14 protein-coding genes are annotated in these 15531 nt (G+C 46.2%); 11 read left to right on the top strand and 3 right to left on the bottom strand.

All coding sequences use genetic code 11. The annotated features are described in order from the left end of the window. Positions 1 to 233: 233 nt before the first annotated feature. Entirely contained in the window at positions 234 to 494 is a 261-nt protein-coding gene (locus tag NOM01_RS17330) for a type II toxin-antitoxin system death-on-curing family toxin (RefSeq protein WP_370646169.1), read from the top strand. Between the two features lie 609 nt (positions 495 to 1103). On the opposite strand, the gene NOM01_RS15615 is transcribed toward NOM01_RS17330, so the two are convergent. Next, positions 1104 to 1535 carry a GNAT family N-acetyltransferase gene (locus NOM01_RS15615; RefSeq protein WP_255749482.1) on the bottom strand — a complete coding sequence of 144 codons (432 nt, stop codon included), beginning with the start codon at positions 1533 to 1535 and terminating at the stop codon, positions 1104 to 1106. 12 nt (positions 1536 to 1547) lie between these two features. Next, a complete protein-coding gene (locus NOM01_RS15610) occupies positions 1548 to 2012 on the bottom strand; it encodes a GNAT family N-acetyltransferase (RefSeq protein ID WP_255749480.1) in 465 nt (154 codons plus the stop codon). 202 nt (positions 2013 to 2214) lie between these two features. On the opposite strand from NOM01_RS15610, the gene NOM01_RS17325 reads away from it, so the two are divergent. Further along, a complete protein-coding gene (locus tag NOM01_RS17325) occupies positions 2215 to 3195 on the top strand; it encodes an L-lactate dehydrogenase (RefSeq protein ID WP_255749478.1) in 981 nt (326 codons plus the stop codon). A 104-nt stretch (positions 3196 to 3299) separates the two neighbouring features. On the opposite strand, the gene NOM01_RS15600 is transcribed toward NOM01_RS17325, so the two are convergent. Further along, on the bottom strand, positions 3300 to 3863 hold the full coding sequence (locus NOM01_RS15600; RefSeq protein ID WP_255749476.1) for an HAD-IA family hydrolase: 564 nt from the start codon (positions 3861 to 3863) through the stop codon (positions 3300 to 3302). 353 nt (positions 3864 to 4216) lie between these two features. On the opposite strand from NOM01_RS15600, the gene NOM01_RS15595 reads away from it, so the two are divergent. The 9 genes from NOM01_RS15595 (at position 4217) to gatB (ending at position 15097) form a co-directional block, all read left to right on the top strand. Beyond that, positions 4217 to 4504 (top strand): YerC/YecD family TrpR-related protein, encoded by a 288-nt coding sequence (locus NOM01_RS15595; RefSeq protein WP_255749474.1) that lies wholly within the window; start codon positions 4217 to 4219, stop codon positions 4502 to 4504. 146 nt (positions 4505 to 4650) lie between these two features. After that, positions 4651 to 6876 carry a DNA helicase PcrA gene (gene pcrA, locus NOM01_RS15590; RefSeq protein ID WP_255749473.1) on the top strand — a complete coding sequence of 742 codons (2226 nt, stop codon included), beginning with the start codon at positions 4651 to 4653 and terminating at the stop codon, positions 6874 to 6876. Between the two features lie 356 nt (positions 6877 to 7232). Continuing rightward, positions 7233 to 9236: an NAD-dependent DNA ligase LigA gene (gene ligA / locus NOM01_RS15585; RefSeq protein ID WP_255749472.1), complete on the top strand. Its 2004-nt coding sequence runs from the start codon at positions 7233 to 7235 to the stop codon at positions 9234 to 9236. A gap of 12 nt (positions 9237 to 9248) precedes the next feature. Then, positions 9249 to 10496, top strand: coding sequence for a CamS family sex pheromone protein (locus NOM01_RS15580; RefSeq protein WP_255749471.1), 1248 nt, complete (start codon positions 9249 to 9251; stop codon positions 10494 to 10496). A gap of 159 nt (positions 10497 to 10655) precedes the next feature. Next, positions 10656 to 11117 carry an Lrp/AsnC family transcriptional regulator gene (locus tag NOM01_RS15575; RefSeq protein WP_255749469.1) on the top strand — a complete coding sequence of 154 codons (462 nt, stop codon included), beginning with the start codon at positions 10656 to 10658 and terminating at the stop codon, positions 11115 to 11117. 40 nt (positions 11118 to 11157) lie between these two features. Beyond that, the gene (locus NOM01_RS15570) at positions 11158 to 11748 is read left to right on the top strand and encodes a LysE family translocator (protein WP_370646166.1); all 591 of its coding nucleotides are present in this window, start codon (positions 11158 to 11160) and stop codon (positions 11746 to 11748) included. 133 nt (positions 11749 to 11881) lie between these two features. Further along, positions 11882 to 12178 carry an Asp-tRNA(Asn)/Glu-tRNA(Gln) amidotransferase subunit GatC gene (gene gatC, locus NOM01_RS15565; RefSeq protein ID WP_255749468.1) on the top strand — a complete coding sequence of 99 codons (297 nt, stop codon included), beginning with the start codon at positions 11882 to 11884 and terminating at the stop codon, positions 12176 to 12178. Between the two features lie 25 nt (positions 12179 to 12203). Continuing rightward, complete coding sequence (gene gatA, locus NOM01_RS15560) at positions 12204 to 13664, top strand: Asp-tRNA(Asn)/Glu-tRNA(Gln) amidotransferase subunit GatA (RefSeq protein WP_255749467.1); 1461 nt, start codon at positions 12204 to 12206, stop codon at positions 13662 to 13664. Further along, complete coding sequence (gene gatB, locus NOM01_RS15555) at positions 13661 to 15097, top strand: Asp-tRNA(Asn)/Glu-tRNA(Gln) amidotransferase subunit GatB (RefSeq protein WP_255749466.1); 1437 nt, start codon at positions 13661 to 13663, stop codon at positions 15095 to 15097. The genes gatA and gatB overlap by 4 nt, the downstream gene beginning before the upstream one ends. Positions 15098 to 15531 lie beyond the last annotated feature (434 nt).

The following is a 15531-nucleotide window of genomic DNA, read 5'->3' as shown; positions in this document are numbered from 1 at the left end:
GTAACAACCAATCACCAACGCTTTCCCGAACAAATCGGCACGATCAAACGGATTCATCCTAGTGACTTCTACGAACAACTAAGTAATCCCTAATGCTTTAAAAAGAATCATCCCCTATCTGATTCAGATTAACATATCGTTGATTAAGCGGTATAACCCATTGGAACAACTTGGTGTGATGGAACTTTATTAAACAGTGCAGTAAATCGGCCCAAAATCAGTCTTAGGACAAGATTGCTTGTACAAAAATTTATGAGAAAGTTGCGGGACTCTTTCAAAGTATCGTTCAAAACTATGCGTTCTATAATACAAATAAGCGGACAGACTTTGTAGGCTTAGTAACTTTGCTCAGAAAAAACGCAATTGACTTCTATGCGGAAAAAGATGATATTGGCTTCTTCATGGTTAAAATCTCAGATCAACAGAACAAAATGAGCATTGATGAAATCAGTAAATGGATCGAGAACCACTCTAGACGATCAACGAAGTATTAAAACCATGACAAGAAAAAAATCAAGGTAAAGGTGCGTAGTAACGTTTATTTACTTTTGGTGGATTCGTTATGATTTTTGATTCTTTCGTTACAAGTCCGGACTTCCGCAAACCTTACGGATTATTTCGCAGTATTCGTCTATTACGTAGTAATTACGCACTGCGCAGTATGCAGTGAAGTTAATGAGAAAAGTGGTGAAATACAAAAGTTAAAGCTAATCCGTGAAAAGTGAAAGCTAATGATGGAAAACTTAAAGCCAATCCTCCAAAAGTTAAAGCGAAATTATGAAATTCACAAAATGTATGAGACAATCGCGTTACTCTGCTTCATTCGGTCTAACTTTCACCAGGTTCGGTCTAACTTTTATCGGGTTCGGACTAACCTTTCACGGGTTTGGTCTAATTTTTATCGGATTCGGCCTAACTTTTTGGGCGTTCGGTCTAACTCCTTCTCTTCGGTTGAAATTTCCAGAAATTCGGTTCATCTTTTCGTTCGTTAGGTTGAACTTTAGCTGATTTAAATCAGCCCTTGCTGCACATCTTCCGTCAACCGCGAAGCATCATGATTGCTACATTAAGTGAAAGTTACTCAGATTCACAAACGTACTGTTTCAAATGTTCTTTTCATTGATGCTTAGGTTCCTGTAAATGATGTCCTCACGTTTATTAAAGCCGATCTTTTGCCAAAAGTTATTCCCTGTTTCGTTTGTTGCGAAAACAACAAGGGCGACTTTATTAATATCTTCTTCGCGCAAGGCATTAATGATGGCATCAACCAATTGTTTGCCAACCCCGCGACGACGGTAGTTGCTGTCTACTGCTGTATGATAGATGTAGCCTCTGCGGCCATCGTTTCCACACAGAATGACACCGATAATCTTATGATTTTCTTCAGCGATAAAATTTGTAGTAGGATTCCTTTTCAAAAACTTTTCGATGCCTTTAACGGAATCATCGAGGCTGCGCATGCCCATTCCATTGGTATTCGTCCAGAGTCGGTGTACTTCTGCATAATCCTCTATTTCCATTAAGCGTATTTTCATTTCACATGCTCCTCAACTAGTTCTCCTTAAATCATAATCTAAATAATTATCTTTCTGCTTGAATCCGTAACTTTTATAAAGCAGTTTCCCCATCGCTGACGCAGTAATTGTCACTTTTCCGCAGTGTCTCTGTCGTGCTTCGTCAATCACATGATTCAGTAGTTTTGTCGCGATTCCTTTTCTTCGATAGGCGCTTAAGGTGTGCATGCAAGACAGTGTACCGACATAGCCGGATGGATTTTCATAGTAGGGCGGCCTTCGGCTGAAGGACATACCGCTGGTTGCGATGATCTTATCGTCAACAAGAGCGATCCAAGAGACGAAACTTCCGTCCTCAAGACTGGTCTCAAAATAATTGGTTAACGATTTCGTCAGATCGGTTGTCGGTATTGCGCCTTCCTCAAGCAGTTGCAGTTTTCTCATGTCAACGAATTCCGGAATGTCTTCTTTGGTTAGTTCTCGAAACGCAATGGTCATTAATGTCTCCTCAATTGGAGTTCAGATTATAAAGTAATCCTAGTTTAAGTCGTATAAGTTAAATGTTCAATCATGATATTATTTAATTTGATTTAGTTCAAATAGTCGAAAAAATATTGATTCACCTCTTTGCAAGGTGTAAAATATACGTCACCCATACAGAAAAAAAGGATATATCAGAAGGCAAAAGGAGAGGATTGAAGTGAATGAAACAGTTAGAAAAGTAGGTATTGTCGGGATCGGCAATGTCGGAAAAGCGGCGGCTTCAGCCATTGTTCATGAAAATGTGGCGGATGAACTGTATATTTCCGACATTGATTCCGAACGTGCGAAGGGTGAAGCATGGGATTTTGAGGACAGCATTGAGCTGACACCGTCACGCACGCGCGTTATTGAGGTCCCGCTTGAAGGGTTGGCCGTGTGCGATGTAATTCTTGTCGCCGTAACGGAGAGGTCTCAAATTCCTCAAGGCTCACGCTTGGAACTGCTCAAAGGCACGGCAGCGATCACCTATGATATCGTGCCGAAGCTGCGCGAAGCAGGATTTAAAGGAAAATATGTGATTGCAACCAATCCTTGCGACATTATCACGTATCTGTTCTACAAGCTGTCAGGACTTCCGAAAAACCATGTGATCGGTACGGGTACCGCACTGGACAGCATGCGTCTGCGCCGTCAATTATCTCGTGTGATCGGTGATGTCGATCCGCGCAGTATCAGTGCTTTTATGGTCGGCGAACATGGAGACTCTCAAATTGCCGCATGGTCGCAGGTTACAGTCGGCGGCCAGCCGCTTGATCAATACGAAGAAGATAATTTTGATGAATTCGGCAAAATCGACCGCGATCAAGTGGAAGATACAGCCAGACATTTTGGCTGGGAAATTCATAAACGCAAGGGCAATACGCAATTTGGAATCGGCAACGAGCTGGCATTCTTTGCGAAATCAATCCTCAACAACGCACGTTGTGTCACGGCTGCATCCGTCATTCAGAACGATGAATATGGTCAGCATGACCTTGCGATTGGTGTTCCAATCATTCTAGGAAAAAACGGTGTTGAAAAGATCATTAAATACCGCTTGAACAAAAAAGAACAAGAAGGCTTCAATGCATCGGCTGAACTGATCAAGAGTTATATCAAGCAGACTCTTGAAGAACATGAAGAACCGGCTGCAAACTAAACATAGATAGAGAAAAGCCTTCCGCTCGGAGTCATCAGTGTCTCCGCGGGAGGCTTTTTTGGTTTGAAATCAGCGAAGTGCTCGATAAACGCAAGGCAGCCACTTCACAGGTGCACGCGATCAAAGAATTCATCATAGCTGTCGATATAAAAATCGGCACCGCTGACATGATTTTGAAACAAGCAGGTTTTCTTGCCCAATTTTTTTGCCGGGATGATGTCGAGCGTGCGATCGCCGATGGCAAGATCAAAACCATGGCGTTCATCCAGATAAATATAAGATGCCGGATCCGGCTTTTTAGGAAAGCCGTTATCGCTGGTTACCATATCTGTAAAGTAGCCTTCCAGACCGAATTGACGCAGTACGCGGACAAGATCCTCACGATTATTATGCGTCATAATTACATTTTTGTCCGCTGCGGCAAGCACCTTTTCCACAGAAGGGAACGGCTTGAAACCGTCTGACGGATAGCGGCGGATGAGCTGATGAAAAGTGCTGATCTGCTCAGGTGTCATGCGGAAATATGCATATGCCGTTGAAAATGAGATTTTTATTTGAGCGAAAATATCTTTTTCGTCACGATCTGAATTCAGTACTTGTTTAAAAAGCTTCGTGTATACCGGGTACGTATCACAGATCGTCCCATCGAAATCCCACAGAATGTTCACAATGCCCACGTCCTCGCTAAGTATAATCAACAAACATCTCTAGGCTAACATAATAGCAATGAAAACGTAAACATAAATAACACTATTTATAAAAAACGTTTTTTATTGGATTATATTTGAATTTCATACGGTGAAGGATGAAAACATTTGCTGCTTCGACTTTATCACTGACCGTATTTGAGGTAAGATGTTATAAGTAATGGTTTTGCGAGTTTGAAAGGAACGTACTGTGTTTATTAAAAAAAGAAAAGGTACCTGTATCCGTGTCGTTTAATCAGCACGATAGGGTGATTGTGCATACAGAAAACGTGATGAAGTTACGGATTTAACCGACGAGAAAGGAATGGACAAGGTTGCAAATTGATAAATTAAGAGGCAAAGCTCTTGACCAGCTGTTTGACGCCATCTTGACATTAAAAGATCGCGAGGAATGCTATCGTTTTTTTGACGATCTGTGCACCATGGGCGAAATTCAATCATTATCGCAGCGGCTTCAAGTGGCGAGAATGCTGATGGAGGGGCAGACCTATCATCAGATTGAAGAAGAGACCGGTGCCAGCACGGCGACTATTTCCCGTGTGAAACGATGCATCAATTTTGGTACAGATGGTTATAAGATGACGCTTGATCGACTTGGATAAGAAATCCAAGTTTTCTAATGTGAAGAAACGATGCATTGAGGCGGCGATGTTCTGGGAAGATGATCTATTCAGAATACGCCGACTTTGCATTTTGTGCGTCTTTTTATAGAGCAGATATGGATTCTATTTTTTAGGAAGTGATCATAATGGAACGACTTTCACAGGAATTATTGGAAGGACTTAATCCGGAACAATTAAAAGCAGTGAAGCACCATGAGGGACCGCTGTTGATCATGGCGGGAGCGGGAAGCGGAAAGACGCGTGTACTGACGCATCGTATGGCCTATTTGATGATCGAACGAGATATCGCGCCATGGAATATTTTGGCGATCACGTTTACCAATAAAGCTGCCAAGGAAATGAAGGAGCGGCTGGCAAAATTGGCAGGACCGCTTGTTGAGGACACTTGGGTGTCAACCTTTCATTCGATGTGCGTGCGGATTCTGCGCCGAGACATCGACCGCATGGGTCTCAGTCGCAACTTTACCATTCTGGACAGCACCGATCAGCTGTCGGTCGTGAAGCAGATTCTCAAAGAAAAGAATCTGGATCCGAAGAAATTCACACCGCGCAGTGTATTAGGTGCAATCAGCTCCGCTAAAAATGAATTAAAAACAGCCGCTGATTTTGCGAAAACAGCGCAGGGCCCCTTTGAAGAGGTTGCGCGCGATGTCTATAAAGATTATGAGAAAAAACTGCTGCAGAATCAGTCGCTCGACTTTGACGACTTGATTATGACAACGGTGCATCTGTTCCAGCGCGTCCCTGAAGTGTTGGAATTTTACCAAAAGAAATTCCAATATATTCATGTCGATGAATATCAGGATACGAACAGGTCGCAGTACTTGCTTGTTCACATGCTTGCCGACCGATTTAAAAATTTATGTGTCGTCGGCGACTCCGATCAATCGATCTACGGATGGCGCGGCGCAGACATTCACAACATCCTCTCCTTCGAGGAAGACTATCCGAACGCACAAGTGATCAAGCTGGAGCAGAACTATCGATCAACGAAGAAGATTCTCGATGCGGCAAACCATGTCATTCAGAACAACCACGATCGCAAGCCGAAGAATCTGTGGACGGAAAATGCGGACGGTAAGGAAATTGCCTATTACCGAGCACCAACCGAACGCGAGGAAGGCTATTATGTCGCGGGGAAGATGCGCGAACTGTTCAAGGACGGCTTCAAGTATTCGGATTTTGCCGTACTGTACCGAACGAACGCTCAGTCCCGTGTCATTGAAGAAACGCTTGTCAAATCGAATATCCCGTACCGAATGGTCGGCAGTATCAAATTCTACGATCGTAAGGAAATCAAGGATGTGCTCGCTTATCTGCGTCTGATCGCTAATCCAGAAGATGAGATCAGCCTGGCACGCGTGATCAATGAACCAAAACGGGGCATCGGTGCATCCTCTATGGATAAACTGGCCGATTACGCGATTGCGGCGGATCTCTCACTCATGCAGGCGATTGGTGATGTCGAGCAAACAGGGATTGCCGCACGTACGGCAGGCAAGATGAAGGCCTTCGCTGAGATGATTCTTAATTGGTCCAAAATGCAGGAATTTCTGTCTGTGACCGAGCTTGTCGAAGAGGTACTGGATAAATCCGGTTACCGCGACGCACTCAAGGCTGAGCGAACGATTGAAGCGCAGAGCCGCCTTGAAAACTTGGAAGAATTTCTGTCTGTGACGAAAGAATTTGAAAGCGGGAATGATGATAAATCACTGATCAATTTTCTGACCGAACTTGCGCTTGACGCTGATATTGACGACCAGGACGACCAGGCACCTCAAGACGCGGTGACGCTGATGACGCTCCACTCCGCCAAGGGTCTGGAATTTCCTGTTGTTTTCCTCGTCGGCATGGAAGAGGGGATTTTTCCGCATCTGCGCGCTTTGGATGATGGCGACGAAATGGAAGAGGAACGCCGGCTTGCCTATGTCGGCATCACCCGCGCCAAACAGCAGCTTTTTCTGACCAGTGCACAGGTGCGCATGTTGTTCGGCAAAACGATTGCCAATCCCGCATCGCGTTTTATTAAAGAAATTCCGCAAGAATTAATCACAAGGGAAGATTCGGAAGAGGAACAAATCTCCGGCCGATTCTCAACGAAATCCGGCTCAGGATCGCCTTTTGAAAAACGAGTTGCTTCGACATACACGAAGCCTAAGCCTGTTCTGCAGAAGAATCATAATAATGAAGAATGGCGCTCAGGCGATAAAGTGACGCATAAAAAATGGGGTCAAGGTACGATTGTTGCCACTCGAGGAACGGGTGACAGCGTCGAACTGGATATTGTATTCCCAAGCCCAGTCGGCTTGAAACGGCTTCTTGGAGCATTTGCTCCGATTGAGAAAGTGTGACCGGGTCATAATAGAGGATGTTCAAAAAGTCCGGGAAAAATTGCTGTCGAATCTCTGTGTCAGCTTGTTTCTACGCTCCTCACGTATTACAGGTGATCTTCGACTAATTACACTCACGTCCTGTGAGTAACGTCGAAGTCACTACATCCTGTAGAAGTACGTTCCGGTGCTCGAAACTGCGCTTTCTTGATCTTCGACGCTCAGGATGAGCTAGTGTCAGGCATGCCACAGGACGAGGCATTCTGCCTGGCCTCGGCCCTTTTTGTCCTCCTTTTTGAACTGACTAGAGTAGAAAGAGACTGTGCATTCATTAAATGGAACAATGATTTACTAACGGCTTAAAGGAGTAACGAATCATGGAAGAGCGACTGCCGCAACATATTATTGATTTGCACCGACAACTGAATCAATACAGCTATGAATATTATGTGGAAGACAAACCAAGTGTGCCGGACAGCGAATACGATCGGCTGATGAACGAGCTGCTTGCATTGGAGCAGCAGCATCCTGAGTGGATCACGTCGGATTCGCCGACACAGCGTGTTGGCGGCGAACCGCTCAAAGCGTTCACCAAGGTGACGCATGATCTTCCTATGCTTAGTCTCGGCGATGTGTTCAGCGAAGAGGAACTGCTGGATTTTGACCGCCGCGTCAGGCAGGCAGTCGGCGATGACGTGACCTATGTCTGTGAATTGAAAATCGATGGATTGGCAATCTCGCTCACGTATGAAAAAGGAAAATTCGTGCTGGGCGCGACACGCGGAAATGGAACGATCGGAGAGGACATTACCCACAACTTGAAGACCGTCCGTTCCTTACCGCTCGTTCTCCCGGAACCCATTGATATCGAAGTGCGTGGCGAGGCTTACATGCCGAAGAAATCCTTTGAAAAGCTTAATGAGGAACGCAAAAGAAATGAAGAACCGCTTTTTGCCAATCCGCGTAACGCTGCGGCGGGATCACTCAGACAGCTCGATCCGAAAATATCGGCGAAGCGAAGGCTCTCGGTTTTTCTATATAGTGCCGGCCGGTTTGATCGCGATAAGATCAAAACACACTATGGTCTGCTTGAAGCCATCAAAGCGCTTGGTCTCCCCGTCAATCCGGAATCGCGACGCTGCCGGACGATGCAAGAGGTTTTTGATTATATAAAAGAATATACCGAAAAAAGAGATGCATTGCCTTATGGCATCGACGGTATTGTCGTCAAGGTTGACAATATGGTACAGCAGCAGCAACTGGGCAACACAGTCAAGTCGCCGCGTTGGATGATAGCCTATAAATTTCCCGCGGAAGAAGTCGTATCCACACTGGAAGCGATCGAGGTGAGTGTCGGCCGTACCGGAGCCGTCACACCGACAGCCGTGCTTACCCCGGTATCTGTTGCCGGAACAACGGTCAAAAGAGCCTCCCTTCATAACGAAGACTTAATTCGAGAGAAGGATTTGCGGATCGGTGATCGCGTCGTCATCCGAAAAGCAGGCGACATTATTCCTGAAGTCGTGAATGTGCTCACAGAACAAAGGACAGGCAGAGAATTGCCTTATGCAATGCCGACGCACTGCCCGGAATGCGGCAGCGAGCTCGTGCGGCTTGAAGAAGAGGTCGCACTGCGCTGCATCAATCCGAAATGCCCGGCGCTGATTCGGGAAGGATTGATTCATTTTGTCTCCCGAGGCGCGATGAATATTGACGGTTTAGGCGAAAAGGTCATTACCCAGCTATTTGAAAAGAAGCTGATTGCTGATGTTGCCGATCTCTATAAACTGAATCGCGACGACTTGATTTCCATGGAACGAATGGGCGAGAAATCAACCGACAATCTGTTGAACGCCATTGAACGGTCAAAAGAAAATTCGCTTGAGCATCTGCTCTTTGGGCTCGGCATTCGCTATATCGGATCCAAGGCAGCGAAGCTTTTGGCTCAAGCATTTAAGGACATGGATCACTTGGCATCTGCAGATATGGATGCATTGGTCGCCGTCGATGAAATCGGTGAGAAAATGGCAGACTCGTTGATCACCTATTTTTCAAAACCTGAGGTAAGTGCGCTGATTAATGAATTGAAAAGTGCCGGTGTGAACATGGCCTATCTCGGACCGGATCCGGAGGTTGCCGCTCAATCGGATTCGCCGTTTAACGGGAAAACAGTGGTGCTGACCGGTAAATTGACGTTGATGACACGAAATGAAGCGAAAGAAGAGATCGAGCGGCGCGGCGGTAAAGTAACCGGCAGTGTCAGTGCCAGCACCGATCTCGTCGTTGCCGGAGAGGCAGCAGGATCAAAACTTAAAAAAGCGCAGGAGCTGCAGATCGAAGTCTGGGATGAAGCGCGCTTTGCGGAAACGCTCAAGGAATAGGGGATGCTCCAAATGAAATGGAAAAAAACGGCGGCGGTTTGTTCCGTCATGCTCGCCTTGCAACTAGTGCTTTCCGGATGCTGGTTTAACAATTCGGACAACAGTACGGTTAAGAACAGCAGCGGCAAGACAGAGAATGCGAGCTTGATTCCGAGTACGAATGATTCGGATTATCAAATGCTGCGCCCGAAATCCGGCAGCACAACGCGCGGCTATATTCAATACGGACCGAAAAACCGAGTGGATATGGATCAATTGGAAACCGGTTTGATGGATTTGTCCAAAGATGTATTCAGTCCCAATGATTATGTATTCCAAATGGGACAGTATATGAAAAATACGGATATTAACAGCATACTTTACAGAAACGGATCGGAACCGCAGCGTGCTGCGAATAAAAGTCTTTCAAAAGATCAGCAGAAGACGGTTGTTCCCGGCATTAATCCAGCACTTGGAAAAGGAAAAAATATTGTTGAACAGTCGAAAAACAGTCCGAAGTATATCAATTACGTTCTTGAACAGGACTATATGAAGAAAAACAGCAAGGGACAATACAAGATTGCCGGCATGTCCGTTGCTGTCTCACTGAATTCGGTTTATGCGGATAATATCAATTATAATGGCAAGATCTATCCGATCTCTGAAAAATTGAATCGTGCGAAAGTCGTAGCATGGGCCAAGGCGCATGCCCAGCAAATCGTTCAGCGGATACGAAACATTGGAAAGGACAATAAGGATTCAAATGATAATACCTATGAAGATCTGCAGAATATTCCGATCTTCTTAACCTTATACACTACTGCGGAGCCGCAGTCCTATGTTCCGGGCGATTTTGTTGCAAAGACGGAAATTTCCGCCGGATCCAGTTCCATTGGCAAATGGACGAGTATTGACGAGCATCATGTTCTGTTTCCTTCCGACAACGCTACGAACAGCTATAAAGGTGATCTGGATAAATTTAATCAAATCAAGAACGATGTGCAGAAATACTATCCGAACTATGTGGGAGTCATCGGCAAAGCATTCTATCGGAATAAGGACCTAAGTGATTTGACTTTAACGATTAACTTTAATAAATTCGTCGATGAGTCGGAAATGATCGGCTTTACGAACTACGTGACATCGCTTGTGGATAAACGCTTTCCGTTTGAGCGAAGTATTCCGATTCACATTTATATTACAACAGGCGATATACCTGAGGCACTCATTGAGCGAACGGAATCTATGGATCAACCCTATGTTCATATTTTTCAGCATTAAATCAGTCATGAAGTGAAACTGCTTAGCGGCGGTTTCATTTTTTTGTTTTCAGGAAATTTGCTCCTTTAATAAATTTAAAATAATATGGAAAATATCATAAATACAATGTATATTAATTAATATAAAGATAAAAATTAAAATAATAAAGGAGATGAGCCGTTGGACAAGCTTGATTTAAAGATGCTGCGCATATTGATGACGCAGGGGCGTGCGACATGGTCTGATCTGGCCGGTGAAATTGATATGTCGTCTCCGGCAGTAGCGGAACGTGTTCGCCGATTGGAGGAAAAAGGGGTTATCAAGGCGTATGGGGCGATGATTGATCCGGAGCTTGTAGGCAATACATGCACAGCTTTTGTCGCAGTCACGCTTGAAAAGACTGAGCAGCGCGCAGCATTTCTCGAGTTGATCCATGAGCTCGTTGAAGTGCAAGAATGCCATCATATTGCGGGGGATTACGATTATTTGCTCAAGGTGCGTGCCAAGGATACTAAGGATTTGGATCGCGTCATCAGCAGTGAATTGAAAAAGCTTCCGGGCGTAAAAACACGAACCACGATTGTCATGAATTCGCTAAAAGAAACGGCACAGCTCCCGATTCATGCTGACCGCTTTTCGTAAGTTAATTATGGATTTCTTCTTTTTGTTGAAAGGATTCCTTTTGGGCCTCGCAATCGCGGCTCCGGTCGGTCCGATCGGGATACTCTGCATCCGCAGAACCCTTGTTTTTGGCCGGCTTCATGGTCTATTGTCCGGCATTGGCGCAGCGAGTGCAGATGCCATTTATGGTGCCATCGCCGCCTTTGGACTGACGATTGTTGCTCATTTTTTGCTTGATCAGCAGATTTGGCTGCATGTGATCGGTGGTGTTTTTCTCTGCTTTCTCGGCGCGAAGACGTGGCGGTCAAAGGTATCCGACAAATCGGCGAGCCCTGCAGGCAGCAGGCAGCTCTTCAGTGCCTACACAACCACATTTGCTCTGACACTGACCAATCCGATGACCATTCTCTCGTTTGTCAGCATTTTTGCGGGTATTGGACTTGCTTCCGGCGAGGTACAATCATCACTTTTTCTGGTTATTGGTGTTTTTAGCGGTTCTGCTGCCTGGTGGCTGCTCCTCTGCGTATGTGTCGGTCATTTTCGGGAAAAGATGGACAGAAAGATGCTGATCTGGGTGAATCGTTTCTCTGCCGGCATCACTCTTGGTTTTGGAATCATTTCATTATGGCAGGCCATAGGTGATTTGCCTTAGGTAAACTTTTGCCAAATCGCATCGTTTCAGCGCTGCGGTTATTGCATAGTGTCAATGGTATTTGATATGATTAAGGCATTGTTGGAATTTGCCAAGAGGTGGCAAATAAAGCCGATTGGCGGAGGTGAAAAAGATGAGCAGGATCAACGAAGAACAGGTAAAATACGTGGCAAACTTGGCACGTCTGTCTTTTACTGATCAGGAAATTAAGACATTCACAACGCAGTTGGATGATATCATTGGTTTCGCCGAACAGCTGAATGAGCTGGATACGCAAGGCGTCGAGCCGACGACCCACGTGCTGGATATGTACAATGTAATGCGCGAGGATGTTGTTGAACCATCGCTGCCGCGTGAGGAAGCACTCAAGAACGCACCGGTTCAGGAAGACGGACAAGTTAAAGTGCCGCTGATTATGGAAGCGGATTGATGGAAGCAGAAGGAGGATAACAGAGATGCCACTTTTTGAAGAAGGCCTTGTGTCTTTGTCTCAAAAGTTACATAGCAAGGAAATTAAGGCATCCGATCTTGTCGACGAAGCGTTCGCACGTATTCATGAAGTCGATGGAGACGTGAAGGCGTTTCTGACCTTGAATGAAGAGGCTGCCCGCAGCGAAGCGAAGGCGCTTGACGAGAACGGTACGGCGGAAGAAGCCATTATTTCCGGAATGCCGATCGGAATTAAAGACAACATGGTCACAAAAGGTTTGAAAACAACCTGTGCCAGCCATATTCTTGAAAACTACGATCCGCTCTATGATGCTACCGTAGTTGACAAGGTTAAGGCACAAAAAGCAATTACGATTGGAAAATTAAACATGGACGAGTTTGCGATGGGTTCATCCACCGAAACATCGTCCTTCGCGATCACGAAAAATCCTTGGGATTTGGAACGCGTTCCTGGCGGTTCCAGCGGCGGTTCTGCTGCAGCAGTTGCTGCGGGCGAAGTCCTGTTCGCGCTTGGAACAGATACCGGCGGTTCCATTCGCCAGCCGTCCGCATTTTGCGGCGTGGTCGGCATGAAACCAACCTACGGACGTGTGTCGCGTTACGGCCTAGTGGCGTTTGCTTCGTCACTGGATCAGGCCGGACCGATCACGCGTACCGTTGAAGACAATGCCTATCTGCTTGAAACGATTGCCGGGCTTGACCGCCATGATTCGACGAGCGCTGATGTACCGGTTCCGCACTATGCTGCGGCACTGACCGGCGACATCAAGGGTCTCCGCGTTGCAGTACCAAAAGAATACTTGGGTGCCGGTATTGACGAATCCGTTAAAGAGAAGATTCGTGCGGCAATCAAACAGCTTGAATCACTTGGCGCGGTTGTTGACGAAGTTTCCCTGCCGCATTCGAAGTATGCGGTTCCTGCCTATTATATTATCGCTTCCTCCGAGGCATCGGCAAACCTCGCTCGTTTTGACGGCGTACGCTATGGCGTGCGTGCGGAAACGAATGACTTGATCGACATGTATAAGAAGTCGAGAAGCGAAGGCTTCGGCGATGAAGTGAAACGCCGGATCATGCTCGGAACCTTCGCGCTCAGCTCAGGCTACTATGATGCTTACTATAAAAAAGCGCAGCAAGTGCGCACACTGATCAAGCAAGATTTTGAAAAAGTGTTCCAGAATCATGACATCATTGTCGGACCGACAACGCCGACACCTGCATTTAAGGTCGGCGAAAACATCGATGATCCATTAACGATGTATGCAAACGACCTTCTGACAATCCCGGTTAACCTTGCAGGCATTCCGGCAATCAGTTTGCCATGCGGTCTTGCAGACGGACTTCCGGTCGGTTTGCAGATGATCGGCCGTCCATTCGGTGAAGAGACACTGTATCGCGCCGCGCATGCTTATGAGCAAACAGCCGGATTCACATTAACGCCTGCCAAAGGGGCGATGAATAAATGAGTAATTTTGAGACAGTCATCGGACTTGAAGTCCATGTCGAATTGAAAACGAAAACGAAAGCATTCTGCGGCTGCGCCAACCAGTTCGGCGCTGAACCGAATACGAATACATGCCCGATCTGCCTCGGACATCCGGGCGTGCTGCCGATTCTGAATCATGAAGCGGTTGATTATGCAATTAAGGCCGCACTGGCACTGAATTGCGAGGTTGCCCGAGAGACGAAATTCGATCGGAAAAACTATTTCTACCCGGACAATCCGAAAGCGTACCAGATTTCTCAGTTTGATCAGCCGATCGGACGCAACGGGTACATCGAGATTGAAGTCGAAGGCAAAAAGAAACGGATTGGTGTACACCGTCTGCATCTTGAAGAAGACGCCGGAAAGCTGAGCCACTTGGAAGACGGATCAGGATCTCTCGTCGACTTCAACCGTGTCGGTACACCGCTGATCGAAATCGTGTCGGAAGCAGATATGCGTGATCCTAAAGAAGCGTATGCTTATTTGGAAAAGCTGAAAGCGATCATGCAGTACATTGATGTGTCCGACGTTAAGATGGAGGAAGGCTCACTCCGCTGTGACGCCAACATCTCCATCCGCCCGTTCGGTCAGACAACATTTGGCACAAAGACCGAGCTTAAGAACCTCAACTCGTTCACTTTTGTTGAAAAAGGTCTGGCTTACGAAGAAATGCGTCAGGAACGCGTGCTGCTTTCCGGCGGCGAAGTTGTACAGGAAACGCGTCGTTATAATGACGCGACGAAGACGACGACCGTCATGCGTGGAAAAGAAGGCTCCGACGACTACCGTTACTTCCCAGAACCGGATATTATCAAGCTGAAGATCGACCAGGAGTGGATCGATCGTATTCAAGCGGAAATTCCCGAACTACCGGATGCTCGTCAGAAGCGCTACGTCGAAGAACTTGGCCTGCCGGAATATGACGCAATGGTGCTCACTCAGACGAAGACGATGTCCGACTTCTTCCAGGCTGCAGTTGCTGAAGGCGCTGATGCTAAGCTTGTCTCCAACTGGCTGATGGGCGAAGTATCCGCCTACTTGAACAGCAATTACAAGACCATTGACCAAGTGCCAATGACGGCGCAAGGCTTGGCCAAGCTTGTCCAGCTGATTGAGAAGGGCACGATTTCCAGCAAGATCGCCAAGAAGGTCTTCAAGGATCTGATCGAAAAAGGCGGCGATCCGGAAGAAATCGTTAAAGCCAAGGGACTCGTTCAAATCTCTGATGAAGGCGCGCTGCGCGACATGCTTGCACCGATTCTTGAAGCCAACAAGCAATCCATGATTGACTACAAGAACGGCAAGGACCGCGCACTCGGCTTCCTTGTCGGCCAAGTCATGAAACAAACACACGGCAAAGCCAATCCGAAAATGGTCAACAAGATCATTCTTGATGAAGTTAACAAACTGTAAAAAAAAGTAGTGAAAGCGGGATTCCTGATTGATGGGAATCCCGCTTTTTTTTCAGAGAGACCGCGTCGAATATGTGGTCAAGAACGGATTAAGTCCACTGAAGACCGGAAAAATACTCGATAAATTTGTGAAAGTGCTCGATAAAATCAGAAGTTTATCAAAATCGGTATTTGCCACTGCAAATGCTCTCCGATTTTAATTCCTGAGGCTGTTTGTGTAGGAATTTTTTCACAGGATCGATTTTGATTTTAAAAATCGTTTACAATATAATAAAATAAGAATGCTGAGCGCTGGGTCTTAAGCAGCGCCAGTTTACGTAAACGCATCCAAACACGATCAGACGATGGTTGATTAGTGATCATTTGGATCGGACACAATGAATGAAGAATGATCGTAGATGAGTCAATAGAAATCATTCATACGGCATAAGAACT

The organism is Sporolactobacillus sp. STSJ-5 (assembly GCF_024385605.1).
GTDB lineage: Bacteria > Bacillota > Bacilli > Bacillales > Sporolactobacillaceae > Sporolactobacillus.
The sequence above is the reverse complement of the archived record's forward strand: the minus strand, read 5'-3'. Positions and strand labels throughout refer to the sequence as shown.